Source organism: Faecalicatena orotica, from assembly GCF_003149245.1.
Taxonomy (GTDB): domain Bacteria; phylum Bacillota; class Clostridia; order Lachnospirales; family Lachnospiraceae; genus Faecalicatena_A; species Faecalicatena_A orotica.
In genome coordinates, this window is record NZ_QGDL01000017.1 from 89,426 (window position 1) to 106,347 (window position 16,922).

Annotated in this window: 10 protein-coding genes; 7 read left to right on the forward strand and 3 right to left on the reverse strand. The window is 47.8% G+C overall.

Translation table 11 applies throughout. From position 1 onward, the window contains the following. Nucleotides 1–83 precede the first annotated feature (83 nt). Nucleotides 84–1,499, reverse strand: coding sequence for an amidophosphoribosyltransferase (purF, locus tag A8806_RS22590; RefSeq protein WP_109733427.1), 1,416 nt, complete (start codon nucleotides 1,497–1,499; stop codon nucleotides 84–86). A gap of 333 nt (nucleotides 1,500–1,832) precedes the next feature. Here purF and gltB point away from each other — a divergent pair, with 333 nt between their 5' ends. After that, entirely contained in the window at nucleotides 1,833–6,371 is a 4,539-nt protein-coding gene (gene gltB / locus A8806_RS22595; protein ID WP_109733428.1) for a glutamate synthase large subunit, read from the forward strand. 3 nt (nucleotides 6,372–6,374) lie between these two features. Next, a complete protein-coding gene (locus A8806_RS22600; RefSeq protein ID WP_109733429.1) occupies nucleotides 6,375–7,859 on the forward strand; it encodes a glutamate synthase subunit beta in 1,485 nt (494 codons plus the stop codon). On the opposite strand, the gene A8806_RS22605 is transcribed toward A8806_RS22600, so the two are convergent. Next, nucleotides 7,854–8,753: an RluA family pseudouridine synthase gene (locus tag A8806_RS22605; protein ID WP_109733430.1), complete on the reverse strand. Its 900-nt coding sequence runs from the start codon at nucleotides 8,751–8,753 to the stop codon at nucleotides 7,854–7,856. The two genes, A8806_RS22600 and A8806_RS22605, sit on opposite strands and share 6 nt — an antisense overlap. 353 nt (nucleotides 8,754–9,106) lie before the next feature. Between A8806_RS22605 and A8806_RS22610 the strand changes: the two genes are divergently transcribed. From A8806_RS22610 to A8806_RS22620, 3 genes are all read left to right on the forward strand, one after another. Next, the gene (locus A8806_RS22610) at nucleotides 9,107–9,565 is read left to right on the forward strand and encodes a hypothetical protein (protein WP_330405442.1); all 459 of its coding nucleotides are present in this window, start codon (nucleotides 9,107–9,109) and stop codon (nucleotides 9,563–9,565) included. After that, the gene (locus tag A8806_RS22615) at nucleotides 9,565–9,924 is read left to right on the forward strand and encodes a YccF domain-containing protein (RefSeq protein ID WP_109733432.1); all 360 of its coding nucleotides are present in this window, start codon (nucleotides 9,565–9,567) and stop codon (nucleotides 9,922–9,924) included. The genes A8806_RS22610 and A8806_RS22615 overlap by 1 nt, the downstream gene beginning before the upstream one ends. Before the next feature lie 202 nt (nucleotides 9,925–10,126). Then, the gene (locus tag A8806_RS22620; protein WP_109733433.1) at nucleotides 10,127–12,277 is read left to right on the forward strand and encodes a Tex family protein; all 2,151 of its coding nucleotides are present in this window, start codon (nucleotides 10,127–10,129) and stop codon (nucleotides 12,275–12,277) included. Nucleotides 12,278–12,366: 89 nt separating this feature from the next. On the opposite strand, the gene A8806_RS22625 is transcribed toward A8806_RS22620, so the two are convergent. Beyond that, nucleotides 12,367–12,930, reverse strand: a complete 564-nt coding sequence (locus A8806_RS22625) for a biotin transporter BioY (protein ID WP_109733434.1) — start codon at nucleotides 12,928–12,930, stop codon at nucleotides 12,367–12,369. A gap of 254 nt (nucleotides 12,931–13,184) precedes the next feature. Between A8806_RS22625 and A8806_RS22630 the strand changes: the two genes are divergently transcribed. Beyond that, nucleotides 13,185–15,143 (forward strand): EAL domain-containing protein, encoded by a 1,959-nt coding sequence (locus tag A8806_RS22630; RefSeq protein WP_109733435.1) that lies wholly within the window; start codon nucleotides 13,185–13,187, stop codon nucleotides 15,141–15,143. Nucleotides 15,144–15,317: 174 nt separating this feature from the next. After that, nucleotides 15,318–16,910 (forward strand): hydroxylamine reductase, encoded by a 1,593-nt coding sequence (hcp, locus tag A8806_RS22635; RefSeq protein ID WP_181368836.1) that lies wholly within the window; start codon nucleotides 15,318–15,320, stop codon nucleotides 16,908–16,910. The last annotated feature ends 12 nt before the right edge of the window (nucleotides 16,911–16,922 follow it).

Below are 16,922 nucleotides of genomic sequence, written 5' to 3' on the forward strand. Positions count from 1 at the left end.
GTGATGATGCCGGAGGCAAAATACTTGCTTCAATATGGCATCGTTTGATTTATGTAATCGGAAAATGACATGCATTCCCGCAATTACTGTATTTTTTCCTCTGTATGTCCTGTAATATCCATCGGATACTGCCTGTCGAAACATGCTTTACAGAGAGACAAATCTCCGGTCATAAGCTGTAAATCTTCCAATTTCATATAACCAAGAGAATCAGCGCCAATCATACTACAGATTTCCCCGGAAGTGTGCGAGGAGGCGATCAGCTGTTTATTAGAAGGGACATCTGTCCCGAAATAGCATGGATACAGAAACGGGGGCGAACTGATGCGGACATGTACGCTTTTTGCCCCTGCGCCTTTTAACATGCGTATCAGGCCTGCAATTGTTGTGCCCCGGACGATGGAGTCATCGACCAGAACAATCCGCTTCCCGTTAACAACGGAAGCTAATACATTTAATTTTAGCCGGACACTCGATTCCCGTTCCTTCTGGGTCGGTTTTATGAATGTCCGCCCTACATAGCTGTTCTTGTAGAATGCCAGTGCAAACGGGATTCCTGAAGCTTCTGAATACCCTTTTGCTGCGGGAATTCCGGAATCCGGCACACCCACGACAAGGTCAGCATCTGCAGGATAGGCGGCAGCAAGAGCGGCGCCGCCCTTTACCCGGGCATCATAGATATTGACACCATCCAGTGTGCTGTCGAGTCTGGCAAAATAAATATATTCGAAGATGCAGTGTGCATGCTGAGTCTGGCAGAGATGGCAGTTGGAGGTGATACCTTCTGAGGTAATCGTTATGATTTCACCAGGTCTGATATCCCGGATAAATTCTGCGCCGACGGCAGACAATGCACAGCTTTCAGAAGCCAGAATATAGGCATCGTCCCGCCTTCCAAGGCACAGAGGCTTCAATCCCAGAGGGTCGCGGACCCCGATGAGCTTGCGCGGGCTCGCAATGACCAGGGCATACGCACCGCGTATTTTCCCTGCTGTATGCAGGATTGCTTCTTCTACATTATGAGTATGCACCCTTTCCTTTGCAATATGATAAGCAATGACCTCTGAATCGGTTGTCGTCTGGAAGATTGCCCCGGTCTGTACCAACTCCTCACGCAGTTCCCGTGTATTGACAAGATTTCCGTTATGTGCAAGGGCCAGAGTTCCTTTGATATAATTCAGGACAAGGGGCTGCGCGTTATTAATAGAAGCGGCTCCTGTTGTGGAGTAGCGCACGTGTCCGATTCCAAGATTGCCCTGGAGCGTATTCAGGATATCTTCATTAAATACCTCATTTACAAGCCCCATCCCTTTGTGGGCATTCATATTTCCTTTCGGCCCCTTTGTGTCACATACCGCCATGCCGCAGGATTCCTGGCCGCGGTGCTGGAGGGACGAGAGCCCGTAGTATATGGATTCGGCAGCAGGTTCGCCGGAAAGAGAATAGATACCGAATACACCGCAGGCTTCTTTTATTTTAGGGTCAGAATATAATTTCATCGTTTTTACACCTCTTATAAAATATGAAAAGGCACCTTGGATAGGGTTATCCAAAGCGCCTTTGCTTTCTGGCGTATAGTATTGCACGATTTCCCGAAAAAGTCAATCCCCAAAAATTGGGGATTTACAAATTTCTGAAAATAGGATATAGTGGTTTCATAATTTTTTGCCTGCCTTAGGAGAATTGATTTTTGAAAGTTTCTCAGGGGCTGGCGGAAGATGTGAATATGATCTGCGGCAAAGGCGTCGGTAATCTGTGCTATTAACAGCACAGACTTCCGGCGCCTTTCTTGTTTCATAGGAAATGGAAAGAAATGATGGAGGTTTTTATTTATGAGAACAGAAGAAGGTCTGTACAGACAGCAGTTTGAGCATGATAACTGTGGAATTGGCGCGGTTGTGAACAGTAAGGGGATAAAAAGCCATAAGACTGTTGAAAATGCACTTAAAATTGTGGAACGGCTTGAACACAGGGCAGGGAAGGATGCCGAGGGAGAAACCGGAGATGGAGTAGGAATCCTGCTTCAGATTTCCCACAGATTTTTTTCTAAGGCTTGTAAGCAGGAAGGAATTGAGATCGGCGGGGAGAGGGAATACGGAATCGCTATGCTCTTCCTCCCCCAGGATGAGCTGGAATGCAGTCAGGCTAAAAAGATGTTTGAGATTATCGTGGAGAAGGAAGGCATGGAATTTCTAGGATTCCGCAAGGTCCCTGTATGTCCGGGTGTCTTAGGACACAAGGCGCGGGCGAAGATGCCGGATATTGTGCAGGCTTTTGTGAAAAAACCGGAACATGTCGAGAAGGGTCTTATGTTCGACAGGATGCTTTATATTGCCCGCCGGGTCTTTGAGCAGAGCAATGACACGACTTATGTGGCGTCTATGTCCAGCCGCACGATCGTTTATAAAGGAATGTTTCTGGTAGACCAGCTTCGGACCTTTTATACGGACCTGCAGGATGAAGACTACGAATCTGCGATTGCCACCGTACACTCCCGTTTCAGTACAAATACAGACCCAAGCTGGGAGAGGGCTCATCCGAACCGGCTGATTGTACATAACGGGGAAATCAATACGATCCGTGGAAATGCAGACAAGATGCTTGCAAGAGAAGAGACGATGGCATCCGACTATATGAAGGATCAGCTCCATAAGGTGCTGCCGGTCGTGGATACACGCGGATCTGACTCGTCCATGCTGGATAATACGCTTGAGTTCCTTGTGATGAATGGGATGGACCTCCCTCTTGCAGTAATGATCACCATCCCTGAACCCTGGGCGAACAATCAGACGATATCACAGGACAAACGGGATTTCTATCAATATTATGCGACGATGATGGAGCCCTGGGACGGGCCGGCATCTATCCTGTTTTCCGATGGTGACGTGATGGGGGCGGTTCTGGACAGAAACGGGCTCAGACCTTCAAGATACTATATTACGAAGGATGGAGATATCATTCTTTCATCAGAGGTGGGCGTCATCCCGGTGCCTGAGGAGGAGATTGTAGTGAAAGAACGTCTCCACCCGGGGAAACTCCTGCTTGTGGATACCGTGAAGGGACGCATCTTCAGTGATGAAGAGGTGAAAGAAATCTATGCAAAGAAACAGCCGTATGGTGAATGGCTGGACAGCAACCTGCTTGAACTGAAAGACCTGAAGATTCCGAATCAGCGTGTAGAAGAGTACCGGGGGGAAGAACTGACCAGAATGCAGAAAGCGTTCGGTTATACTTATGAAGAGTACCGCCAGTCTATTTACAGCATGGCCTTAAATGGTTCCGAGGGAACTTCGGCTATGGGGGCGGACACGCCGCTGGCCGTACTTTCTGAAAAACACCAGCCGCTTTTTAACTATTTTAAACAGCTCTTTGCACAGGTGACAAATCCGCCGATTGACGCGATCCGCGAGGAGATTGTGACCTGCACGACGGTCTATGTGGGCCGGGACGGGAATTTACTGAAAGAACAGCCTCTGAATTGCCAGGTGCTGAAGATCAACAATCCGATCCTGACAAATACTGACATGTTAAAGATTAAGAACATGAACGTGAAGGGCTTTAAGGTAGAGGTTGTACCAATCACATATTATAAAAGCTCCCGTCTGGACAGAGCCATCGACCGCCTGTTTGTGGAGGTTGACAAGGCATATAAGGACGGGGCGAACATACTGGTGCTTTCAGACAGGGGAGTGGATGAAAATCATATTGCGATGCCTTCCCTGCTGGCAGTTTCCGCAGTGCACCAGTATCTGGTAAAGACAAAAAAGAGGACGGCGCTGTCGATTATTCTGGAGTCCGGGGAGCCAAGGGAGGTACATCACTTTGCGGCGCTTCTCGGCTATGGTGCCTGTGCGGTGAATCCTTATATTGCGCAGGATACAATCAAGGAGCTGATCGATAATAAGATGCTGGATAAGGATTACTATGCGGCTGTTGATGATTATACTTATGCAGTCACCCACGGTATTGTGAAAATAGCATCTAAGATGGGAATTTCTACGATACAGTCCTATCTGGGGGCAAAAATATTTGAGGCAGTCGGGATATCGGCCGGGGTGATTGACAAGTATTTCACGGGAACAGTCAGCCGTGTGGGCGGAATCACGCTGAAGGATATTGAAAAAGACGTTGACCTGAATCACTCCCGGGCTTTTGACCCGCTGGGACTGCCGGTGGATCTGGAACTCAAGAGCATGGGAATCCATAAGAGCAGAAGTGAGGGGGAGGCACACCGTTACAACCCCCAGACGATCCATACACTTCAGGAGTCTACAAAGCGGGGAGATTATGATTTATTTAAGCAGTATACGAAGATGGTGGACAGTGAACAGAGCGGATACCTTCGCAGCCTTATGGATTTTGCATATCCGGAGGAAGGAATTCCGCTCGAAGAAGTCGAGAGTGTGGATGAGATTGTAAAACGCTTCAAGACAGGGGCTATGTCATATGGTTCTATCTCGGAAGAGGCACATGAGACACTTGCGGTTGCTATGAATATCCTCCACGGTAAATCGAATACGGGCGAAGGCGGTGAGAGTGAGGAACGTCTGGACAGTGCAGGAAGTGAAGTGGACCGCTGCTCTGCAATCAAGCAGGTGGCTTCGGGGCGCTTTGGCGTGACCAGCCGCTATCTGGTCAGCGCGCGGGAAATCCAGATCAAAATGGCACAGGGAGCGAAGCCGGGAGAGGGCGGACACCTGCCGGCCCGAAAGGTATACCCGTGGATTGCTAAAACCAGACATTCCACACCGGGGGTGAGCCTGATTTCTCCGCCGCCGCACCATGATATTTATTCTATCGAGGATCTGGCTGAGCTGATTTACGATCTGAAGAACGCCAATAAGTATGCGAGGATTTCTGTTAAATTAGTCTCCGAGGCAGGTGTGGGAACCGTCGCGGCGGGAGTTGCAAAGGCGGGGGCGCAGGTCATCCTGATTTCCGGATATGACGGCGGAACAGGGGCGGCACCTCAGAGTTCTATCTATAATGCAGGACTGCCGTGGGAGCTTGGACTGGCGGAAACACATCAGACACTGCTGATGAACGGGCTTCGTGACCGGGTCATGATTGAGACAGACGGAAAGCTGATGAGCGGCCGCGACGTCGCCATTGCGGCACTGCTCGGGGCAGAAGAATTTGGATTTGCCACGGCACCGCTTGTAACGATGGGGTGTGTGATGATGCGTGTCTGCAATCTGGATACCTGCCCTGTAGGGGTTGCCACCCAGAATCCGGAGCTTCGGAAACGATTCCGTGGAAAACCGGAGTATGTTGTAAACTTCATGAGATTCATTGCCGGGGAACTGAGGGAATACATGGCCCGGCTCGGAGTGCGTACACTGGATGAGATGACAGGCCGCACGGATCTGCTGAAGGTGAAGGCGCATGCACAAAATCCAAAAGCATCCCAGATCGACCTGAGCGCCATTTTGAATAATCCATTTGCAGCAGAAGGCAAAGAAAGAATCTTCAATCCGGATAAGGTTTACCAGTTCCATCTGGAGGATACAAAGGATGAGAAAATCCTGCTGGGAAAACTGAAGAAGGCTGTAGAGCGAAAGGAAAAAGCCACTGTCGATGTGGCCGTGACGAATACGGACCGTGCCTTTGGTACAATACTGGGGGCGGAAATCACAAGACAGCACCATCACGGACTGGATGAAGATACCATCACGGTAAACTGCGAAGGAGCAGGAGGACAGAGCTTCGGGGCATTTATCCCGAAGGGACTGACACTGAAGCTTTGCGGTGACTGTAACGATTATATGGGCAAGGGACTGTCAGGTGGAAAACTAATACTCTATCCTCCAAAACAGAGGAACTACAGGGCGGATGAAAACGTGATTGTGGGAAATGTCGCCCTTTATGGTGCGACAGGCGGTAAAGCCTATATCAGCGGTGTTGCAGGAGAACGCTTTGCCGTTCGTAATTCCGGGGCTTATGCAGTTGTGGAAGGTGTGGGAGAACATGGCTGTGAGTATATGACCGGAGGCCGTGTAGTAGTCTTAGGACGGACGGGAAAGAACTTTGCGGCAGGCATGAGCGGCGGTGTGGCCTATGTTCTGGATGAGGAAAATGAATTATATAAAAACTTGAATAAAGAGATGATCTCGATTGAAAATGTGGAGACAAAACCGGACATTCAGGAACTCCGCCAGATGATCACCGGGCATGTTGAGGCAACGGCTTCAGAGAAAGGAATGGAAATACTGGAGCATTTTGAAACATACATTCCTAAGTTTAAAAAGATCATTCCAAATGACTATAAGAAGATGATAATGATAGCAGCCAGACTGGAAGAACAGGGAATGAAACCGGAAGAGGCACAGCTGGAAGCATTCAATGAAAATTTCCAGAAGGGAGGAATGTAAAAAATGGGAAAACCGACAGGATTTATAGAATATGATAGAAAATATGCAGGGATGGAGGAACCGAAAAAGAGAGTCCGGCACTTCCGGGAATTTAAGAACTACCTGCCTGAGGAAGAACAGCAGAAGCAGGGGGCACGCTGTATGGACTGCGGAGTTCCGTTCTGCCAGTCAGGCGCGATGCTTGGCGGGATGGTTTCCGGCTGCCCCCTGCACAATCTTGTGCCGGAAACAAATGATCTCGTATATCAGGGTAAATGGAAGCAGGCGTACCTGCGCCTGTCACAGACACTCTGTTTTCCCGAGTTTACATCCAAGGTGTGTCCAGCGCTGTGCGAAGCTGCCTGTACCTGCAACCTGCACGGGGAACCAGTGGGAACGAAAGAGATCGAGCATGCCATTATTGACCGTGCATTTGCAAACGGGTGGGTGAAGCCCCAGATTCCGGCAGTCCGTACGGGAAAGAAAGTGGCTGTAGTCGGAAGCGGTCCGGCTGGACTTGCGTGTGCCCAGCAGTTAAACAAGAGGGGACACCTCGTAACTGTATTTGAAAAAAGTGACCGCGTCGGGGGCCTGCTCAGATATGGGATTCCTAATATGAAGCTGGAGAAAGAGGTCATTGACCGCAGAATCCGTCTCATGGAGGAGGAAGGGATTACATTCAAAACGGGGGTAGATATCGGAAAGGACGTGATGCCTGCCGAACTGAAGGCAGGATATGACAGAGTCGTGCTTTGCTGTGGAGCATCCAGTCCGCGGGACATTAAGGTGCCGGGGAGAGAACTGAAAGGAATCTATTTTGCGGTAGACTTCCTGGGGGCAGTGACGAAGGAACTTCTGGATTCCGATTTCGGGAAGGCGCCTTATCATCTGGCGAAAAACAAGAATGTGCTTGTAATAGGCGGAGGCGATACTGGAAACGACTGTGTAGGCACTGCCATCCGGCTTGGTGCAAAATCTGTTACCCAGCTGGAAATGATGCCGCAGGCACCTGATACAAGGACGGCAGATAACCCGTGGCCACAATGGCCCCGTGTTTTAAAGACTGATTACGGGCAGGAGGAGGCCGCGGCATTATTTGGAAGAGACCCACGTATATATCAGACAACGGTGGCTTCGTTTACAGGAAATAAGAAAGGAGAAGTGGCACAGGCAGTGACAGTCAGCCTGAAACCGGTTAAGGATAAGAAAACCGGCAGGTTGAATATGGTTACGGTTGAAGGCAGCGAGAAAACGGTGTCTGCCGATCTTGTCCTGATTGCGGTAGGATTTACCGGGAGTGAGGCTTATGTCACAGAAGCTTTTCAGGTAGGAACAGATGGGCGCAATAATGTAAAGACAAAGGCAGAGCAGTATGAAACATCCGTCCCGGGGGTATTTACCGCGGGAGATATGCACAGAGGCCAGTCACTGGTTGTGTGGGCAATCAGGGAAGGACGTGAAGCGGCCAAAGCGGTGGATACATCACTGATGGGTTATTCGAACCTATAATACGGACGGCGTGAAAATCTGCTGCATATCGTCGGGCAGAGGTGCAGTAAAACACATGTCTTCTCCGGTTATGGGATGCCGGAAGGACAGGCGGTGGGAATGCAGCGCCTGTCTGTGGATATATTCCATATCCGGGTTATAAAGATAATCACCAACTAACGGGAAACCCAGATATTTCATATGAATGCGTATCTGGTGGGTGCGGCCTGTCTCCAGCTCGAGGGAGACAAGGCTGTGCCCATTTTTTTCATCGACAACTTTATAGTGTGTCACGGCATTTTCTCCATTTTCAAAATCAACGATTCTCTCGATGATGGAACCAGATTTTCTGGATAAAGGCGCATTGATCGTTCCTTCTGGAGGTGTAACCTGTCCGCGGACAACGGCCAGATATTCCCTTCTGATTTCCTTTCGGACCGCCATGCCAGAAAGGATGCTGGAACTGAGCATGTGCTTTGCGATGACTGTGAGTCCGGAGGTATCGCGGTCCAGACGGTTTGTGCAGCGGAAGATAAAAGGCTTCCCCTGGGACTGGTAATACCATGCAAGGCCATTGGCGAGAGAATTCGTGTAGTTGTTCATAGATGGGTGAATCGGCATACCGGCGGCTTTATTGATGACGATAATATCTTCATCCTCGTAAACGATATTCAGCGGAAGCTGCACCGGGGGGATGTTTTCAGAGGACTCTGCCTCTTTTATATGGACCGTCAGAATATCACCGGTGCTTAACTTCTGTTTCAGATAGTACCATTCACCGTTTACAAGGATACTCTGCTCCATCTTCTTTAAATCCGTAAAATTCTGTCTGGAATATCCGTAATGCTTCAGATATTGTTCTATGCGCAGGCCGTTTTCCGCCTCTTTTATGTGGTAGGTTAAAACTCTTTCCATTTTGTTTCTCCGATTCTTAAACTGGCTTTAATTACCTGAATAGTATACCAGTTTCAGGGAAAGATGCATATGATAAGTTCTAAAGAAATCTTAAGAATTATATTTCGTTATTTTATTGACAATCAACCGGAAAGGTGGTATATTTCAAGACAAGCAAGTAAAAGGGAGTAGCCGAACACCGAAAGGTGGGTTTGAAACCGTCACCCGATACCGAGAGGTATCCGTATCAAATGAGATGTGCAAGACTTTTATTGCGGCAGACATGTCGTGAATAAGGGTCTTTTTTATTTCACAGAAATCTCTGAAGATACACCTGTCTGCTGCATAAGAAGAGCACCGGAAAGGAGATTCTAATGATGAGAGAAAAGGAAAACATTGTGGAAATGAATGAGGCGATTATCGCCGGGAAGAAAGCCCTGAACAGCATGAGGGCGGCGAAAGAGGCTTTGAACAGCGCCGGAAACTGGGGCGTTGCAGATTTACTTGGAGGTGGCTTCCTTGTTGATCTGGTAAAGCACTCCAAACTGGATGATGCAGGAGAAAGGCTGGAGGAGGCAAGATGTCATTTAGAACTTTTTCAATGTGAACTAAAAGACATCGAACTGCCATATAATTTTACAATACAGATAGATGACTTCCTTACATTTGCTGATTTCTTTTTTGATGGTATTATTGCAGACTGGCTTGTACAGTCTAAGATTAACGAGGCGAAGGATGAATTAAATTACGCGATAGAACGTGTGGAGCAGATGGTTGCGGACCTGATGAAATGGGAGAAGCAGCTGATGCTCGGAAAGGAGGCTGAGGCTTAATGGGATGTCTGGGAAATGTTTTGTGGTTTATATTTGGAGGCTGTATCAGCGGACTGAGCTGGATGCTCGCAGGAGTGTTGTGGTGTATTTCGATCGTCGGGATACCGGTTGGGATGCAGTGTTTTAAGTTTGCGGCACTTAGCTTTTTCCCGTTTGGGAAGGAAGTCCATTATGGCGGGGGAGCGGGGTCCATGCTTCTGAACATTATCTGGATGATCGTATCCGGGATACCGCTGGCATTGGAATCACTGGTTATTGGTGCACTGCTCTGCGTGACAATTGTGGGAATTCCATTTGGAATGCAGCAGTTTAAACTGGCAAAGCTGGCGCTGATGCCGTTTGGATCGGAAGTATATTAAGATAGACAAAACACAGTATGGCTGTAATCTCTGGATGAGGTTACAGCCATACTATGTTTTAGTTTTAGTAAAACAATTTATCATTTAAAGAAGGAAAACATAGGTAAATGTGTTGTAAAGGAAAGGGGATTTCCTGTATAATAGAAAGCGTTATGATTCTTTGAGTCATATGCCAGGAGTAAAAAGGAGAGGTACAGATTATATGGACATTAATCAGAGATTGACAGAAGAACTGGATGTGAAGCGCTGGCAGATAGACGCGGCGGTTAATTTAATTGATGAGGGAAACACGATTCCCTTTATCTCGCGTTATAGAAAAGAAGTGACAGGTTCCCTGGACGATGAGCAGCTTCGAAAGCTGTATGAACGCCTGATTTATCTGCGGAACCTTGAGGAGAAAAAGGAGCAGGTATTATCCAGCATTGAGGAACAGGGGAAGCTGACGGCGGAATTGAAAGCGCAGATTCTGGCGGCGGAGACTTTGGTTGTCGTGGAGGATTTATACCGTCCATACCGGCCGAAGAGAAGGACGCGCGCGACGATTGCGAAAGAGAAGGGGCTGGAGCCGCTTGCGGCGGTGATTACATTGCAGCAGACAAAAGTCCCGCTTGAAAAGGAAGCAGAAAAGTATCTTTCAGAAGAGAAGGGCGTCAAGAGTGTGGAAGATGCGATTGCCGGGGCAAAGGACATCATCGCCGAATCCATTTCTGATGAAGCAGATTACAGAAGCTGGATCAGGAAGATTACGATGCAGAAAGGGAAACTGATTTCTGTGGCAAAGGATGCGGAAGCTGAGTCTGTATATGAAATGTATTATGAGTTTGAGGAGGCTGTCGGCAAGCTTGCGGGGCACAGGATACTTGCTTTAAACCGCGGTGAGAAGGAAAAGATACTGGCGGTGAAGATTGATGCTCCGGAAGAAGATATTATCCGTTATCTGGAAAAGAAAACGATTATCAGGGAAAACCCGTATACGACACCAGTGTTAAAAGAGGTGGCTGAGGACAGTTATAAGCGTCTGATCGCCCCGGCCATAGAAAGAGAAATCAGGAATGAACTCACGGAAAGGGCCGAGGATGGAGCAATCGAGGTGTTTGGCAAGAACCTGCACCAGCTTCTGATGCAGCCGCCGATTACAGGGCAGGTAGTGCTCGGATGGGACCCGGCCTTCCGTACAGGCTGTAAGCTGGCCGTTGTAGATGAGACAGGAAAGGTGCTTGGCACGACAGTCATATATCCGACAGCCCCGACCACACCGCAGAAGATAAAGGCATCGAAGGACCTTTTAAAGAAGATCATAGAGAAGTACCATATCACATTGATTTCTCTTGGAAACGGGACGGCTTCCAGAGAGTCTGAACAGATTATTGTGGAGCTTCTGAAGGAGATTCCACAGAAGGTCCAGTATGTCATTGTAAATGAGGCAGGAGCATCTGTATATTCGGCAAGTAAACTGGCATCTGAAGAATTTCCTAAGTTCGATGTCGGACAGAGAAGCGCGGCTTCTATCGCGAGAAGGCTTCAGGACCCGCTGGCAGAGCTTGTTAAGATTGATCCGAAGTCAATCGGGGTCGGCCAGTACCAGCACGATATGAACCAGAAAAAGCTGGGTGAATCCTTAAATGGTGTTGTTGAAGACTGTGTGAATAAAGTCGGGGTCGATCTGAACACGGCTTCTGCACCGCTTCTTTCCTACATTTCCGGCATTACGGGGACGATTGCAAAGAATATTGTGACATATAGAGAAGAAAACGGAAGGTTTACGAGCAGAAAAGAATTGCTGAAGGTAGCAAAGCTGGGGCCGAAAGCGTTTGAGCAGTGCGCTGGATTCATGAGAATAATGGATGGGAAAAATCCGCTCGATGCGACAGGTGTCCATCCGGAGTCCTATGAAGCGGCGGAAAAACTTCTGCAAAAGCAGGGATTTAAGCCGGAAGACATTACCGGCGGCAACCTGACAGGGCTTTCTCTGACGATCAGAGATTATAAGGAGCTGGCGGAAGAACTCGGAATCGGAGAGATTACATTGAGGGACATTGTCAAAGAACTGGAGAAGCCGGCACGCGATCCACGTGATGAGATGCCGAAGCCGATCCTGCGTACAGACGTGCTTGACATGAAGGACCTCAAGGAAGGCATGGTTCTCAAAGGAACCGTGCGCAACGTCATTGATTTTGGTGTGTTTGTGGATATCGGGGTGCATCAGGACGGTTTGGTCCACATCTCGCAGATCACGGACAGATACATTAAACATCCCTTGGAAGCTGTAAGTGTTGGTGATATCGTGGATGTCAAGGTTATGAGCGTAGATTTGAAGAAGAAGAGAATTCAGCTGACGATGAGAGGCATATAAGTTAAGAATTTTGAGGGCCATCCATACCGGTATAATCCGGTGCGGATGGCCCTCTTTTATGAAAAAAACCATTAGTGGACAATCATGTGCTAATTTCCCATGCGGTGAACTGCATTTTTAAGTTTGGGCCCGAGAATGCATGCGACGATGATTTTGATTATGTCGCCGGGCAGGTAAGGCAGGACCCCTACGGACAGGGCGGCGAAGAAAGACAATTCCATCTGTGCCGCGAGCCAGACTGTACCGAACAGGTAGCAGATGAGGGAACCGAGCACCATGCCGACAGCAGCAAAGGATAGCTTGCCCGGAAAATGGTCGACAAAATATCCGGTAATAATCGCTACAAAAATATACCCGATCAGATACCCGCCGGTAGGTCCGGCAAATTTACCGAGGCCCCCGCTGAATCCGGAGAAAACAGGAAGTCCCACAGCGCCGAGCAGCAGATAAATGAGTAAACTGACCGTGCTTAATTTCATGCCCAGTACAAAGACAGATATGTAAATGACAAGGGTGGCCAGTGAAAGCGGCACCGGACTGAATGGCAGCGGAATGGTAAATGGCGCCAGTATGCAGATGACGGCGGTCATGACCCCGATCAGGGTAAGCTGTTTTGTGGTGACAAATGTTTTCTTGGCTGATGTCTGTTCCATGTTTGTATTCCTTTCGTGTCTGTTCATTTTTATCTGTTGCCAGTATAAATCAAATAGAAGGAATTGTCAACCATAATATATATAATGGTTAACAATAAAGGATCCTGCAATGAACTTATATTGGAAATCTACTTAAATAATGAGATTTGTATAAGATCTGACTCCTTTGATAGACAGTAAATTCTGCATATGATAGAATAAAAGAAGTTGTTTATAGAAAAATATTTCATGAGGGGATTGGCAGGTGTATAAGGATGAGGTGGAATATAGCGGCGGAATCTATTTCGCTTGTTATGCTTGGCATTATATGGGTTTATGCCCGCAAAGGGAGTCATCTTCCAACATTAAAAAACAAGATATTTCAATGGTGCCTGCTGGTTACATTTAGCGCGATATTGACGAATATTCTGTCAACAATTATGATTTACCAGTATGAGTATATCCCGATTTGGCTGACATGGATTGTGACTTCGGTCTACTTTGTATTAACGCCGCTGATGGGACTTACTTATTTCTTATACACGGTTTCTGTCATCTACACGGATATGGACCAGGCGAAAAAGGTGATCGGCATTGGACTGATACCCGGTGCCGGATATACGCTGCTGATTTTGGTAAATCCGTTCACACGCAATATATTTGACATCAATTCACAGAACGGGTATTCGAGGGGGAGCTGGGTTTTTACGACCTATCTCGTTTTTTATATTTACTGTCTGGCGAGTATTGTAGTGACTGTCTGCAACCGGAAAAAGATAGAAGCAGAGATTTACGGGATACTGGCTGCATTTCCGGTTCTTGCTGTACTGGTTATCTTTGTCCAGCAGTTGTATCCTGATGTGATTCTCTCAGGGTCGGCGGCGACCTGTGCGCTGCTGATTATTTACCTGCATCTGCAGAATAAACAGATATCATTGGATTACCTGACCAATATACCCAACCGTCAGGAACTGCTCAATATGATTGGCCTGACAATAAAGAAAGCACCGGATAAGGAGTTTTACCTTCTGGTAGTTTCCCTGCGGGATTTCCGCCAGATTAATAACACCTGTGGTCAACAAAAAGGGGATGTGTTCCTGAAAGAGGTCAGCCAGTTTCTGTGCAGGACCGGACCGGCGGGAAATGTCTACCGCTTCAGCGGTGATGAGTTTGCCCTGTTGTTTTTACAGCCTGACAAAGATGAGCTTACACAGTGTATTTCCCGGATTCAGGAACGTATGTCCGGTCCGTGGCAGGTAGATGAGTACCGGTTCGTTCTACCGGCAGTGATGGGGATATTCTATCATACAGGGGACGAAGACACACTTGAGAAAATCATTAATTCGGTGGAATGTGCGGTTGCCCGGGCCAAAGAAGGAAAGCATGGGCAGGTCTGTTATTGTGACAGGGCGATGCTTGAAAAGATGGAGAGAAAGCGCAGAATCATACAGATTCTGAAACAGCAGCTTACGGAACCGGATTTTGAGATGTATTACCAGCCAATTTACTCCGTAAAGAGCGGTGAGTTTTTATATGCTGAATCACTGATGCGGATTCCCAAATCACCGATCGGGCCCATATATCCGTCTGAGTTCATTCCGATTGCGGAGGAAACGGGACTGATTGTGGATATTACATATATCATGCTAGATAAGGTGTGTAAGTTTATCAACAGACTGATTGAAACCGGTATCGAGGTAGGGGCGGTCCATGTCAATTTTTCAGGGATTCAGTTCTCAAGACCAGATCTGGCTGACAGGGTGCTGGAGATTGTACAGAAGAACGGGACCCCTATGCCTGCACTAGAGATTGAGTTTACGGAGAGTACTCTGGCCGAAAGCACCCAGGTTGTTACAGATTTTGCCGTGCAGATGCTGGAGCGCGGGATTAAGATGGGACTGGACGACTTTGGGACAGGCTATTCCAATATTGCAACAGTCATCCATATTCCGTTCGGGACAGTGAAGCTGGATAAAAGCCTTGTCTATGCGGCGATGAACAGTGAAAAGTCAGCGCTGGCCATCCGGAATCTGACCCGGACATTTAAGGCCCTTGGTATGAAGGTGATCGCTGAAGGGGTGGAGAATGAGGAACAGAAAAATATGGTCGTTGAATTCGGTGCAGACCAGATACAGGGGTTTTACTATGCAAAGCCAATGCCGGAGGACGAGACGGTGGAATTTATGCTGCAAAAAGCAGGTGAACGGAACACGTATAGGAGCAATTCTTTTTAACATATAAACTAAATTATGAAATCCGGTATAGGGACTATGTGGCCAATACCGGATTTTTTTATCTGTTTTAGAATCTGTTGTTTTAACAACATACTTGAATCAAACATCGTACTATACTGGGCATGTAACAGTAATGAGAGATATTTTCTAATCTTAATAAAGGAGATGTGTAAAATGGATAATAAGATGTTTTGTTTTCAGTGTGAACAGACGGCCGGATGTACAGGGTGTACAGGAAATGCAGGGGTCTGCGGGAAGACGGCAGGTAATGCAAAGCTGCAGGATGAACTGACGGGGGCTTTGATCGGACTTGCAAGGGCCTGCTCCGGTAATCCCAGGACAGACAAAACGGACCGTCTGATTCTAGAGGGATTATTTACGACAGTGACGAATGTAAACTTTAATGACGATACACTCCGAGAAATGATTGCGAGGGTAAATGAGGAAAAAGTACGTGTTGTACCCGGATGCGCGGGATGTCCTTCCAGATGTGGAAACATAGACAACTATGATATGTCACGGCTCTGGAAGGCAGATGAGGATATCCGTTCTCTGAAGTCCCTGATCCTGTTCGGTATTCGAGGCATGGCGGCTTATGCTTACCACGCTATGGTTCTGGGATATACAAGTGCGCGGGTAAATGAGTTCTTTTATAAGGCACTGTTCGTTCTGGCGGAAGACTGGAGAATGGAGGAACTGCTGCCCTTAGTTATGGAGGTTGGAGAAGTCAATCTGGAGTGTATGGAACTGCTTGACCGTGCCAATACAGAGACATTCGGAACGCCGATCCCTACAGAGGTGCCGCTGACGGTCGAGAAGGGGCCGTTTATAGTAATCACAGGACATGACCTCTATGATCTGAAGCTATTGCTCGAACAGACGGAAGGGAAAGGAATCCATGTGTATACACATGGGGAAATGCTTCCGGCCCATGCTTACCCGGAACTAAAAAAGTATCCGCACCTGAAGGGAAACTTCGGCACGGCATGGCAGAACCAGCAGAAAGAATTTGCTAATCTTCCGGCTCCGGTTTTATTTACAACAAACTGCCTGATGCCTGTGAAGGACAGTTATTCGGACAGAGTGTTTACGACAGAGGTAGTCTCTTATCCTGAAATGGTGCATGTGGGAGATGAGAAAGATTTCACACCGGTGATCGAAAAGGCGCTGGAACTTGGCGGTTTTTCAGAGGATACAGAATTTACCGGAATAAACGGAGGCAGGACAGTGCTGACAGGATTCGGGCATGGCACCGTTCTGAGTGTGGCGGACAAAGTGATTGAGGCTGTAAAGGCAGGGGAGATCAGACATTTCTTCCTCGTGGGTGGATGCGACGGCGCGCGGCCGGGACGGAATTACTACACTGATTTTGTGAAAATGACTCCGAAGGATACGGTCGTTCTGACGCTGGCATGCGGCAAGTACAGATTCAATGATCTGGACCTCGGGACGATTGGGGGCCTTCCGAGGCTCATGGATATGGGACAGTGTAATGATGCCTACAGTGCGGTCAAGGTTGCGGCTGCACTGGCAGAAGCATTTGAATGCAGCGTGAATGACCTGCCGCTGTCAATGATCCTGTCATGGTATGAACAGAAAGCGGTCTGCATACTGCTGACACTGCTGCATCTTGGGATCACGAATATAAAACTCGGGCCGACACTCCCGGCTTTCATTTCCAGAAATGTGTTGGATTATCTGGTTAATAATTATAAGATTGCACCTATAGGTGATCCTGCTAAAGATCTGGAAGAGATATTGGGATAGTACAAAAAAGTA

Coding starts and splice junctions, on each gene's coding strand:
- A8806_RS22600 (WP_109733429.1), top strand. CDS start 6,375: ATGGGAAAACCGACAGGATTTATAGAATATGATAGAAAATATGCAGGG.
- A8806_RS22630 (WP_109733435.1), top strand. CDS start 13,185: ATGAGGTGGAATATAGCGGCGGAATCTATTTCGCTTGTTATGCTTGGC.
- A8806_RS22610 (WP_330405442.1), top strand. CDS start 9,107: ATGATGAGAGAAAAGGAAAACATTGTGGAAATGAATGAGGCGATTATC.
- A8806_RS22605 (WP_109733430.1), bottom strand. CDS start 8,753: ATGGAAAGAGTTTTAACCTACCACATAAAAGAGGCGGAAAACGGCCTG.
- A8806_RS22615 (WP_109733432.1), top strand. CDS start 9,565: ATGGGATGTCTGGGAAATGTTTTGTGGTTTATATTTGGAGGCTGTATC.
- gltB (WP_109733428.1), top strand. CDS start 1,833: ATGAGAACAGAAGAAGGTCTGTACAGACAGCAGTTTGAGCATGATAAC.
- purF (WP_109733427.1), bottom strand. CDS start 1,499: ATGAAATTATATTCTGACCCTAAAATAAAAGAAGCCTGCGGTGTATTC.
- A8806_RS22620 (WP_109733433.1), top strand. CDS start 10,127: ATGGACATTAATCAGAGATTGACAGAAGAACTGGATGTGAAGCGCTGG.
- hcp (WP_181368836.1), top strand. CDS start 15,318: ATGGATAATAAGATGTTTTGTTTTCAGTGTGAACAGACGGCCGGATGT.
- A8806_RS22625 (WP_109733434.1), bottom strand. CDS start 12,930: ATGGAACAGACATCAGCCAAGAAAACATTTGTCACCACAAAACAGCTT.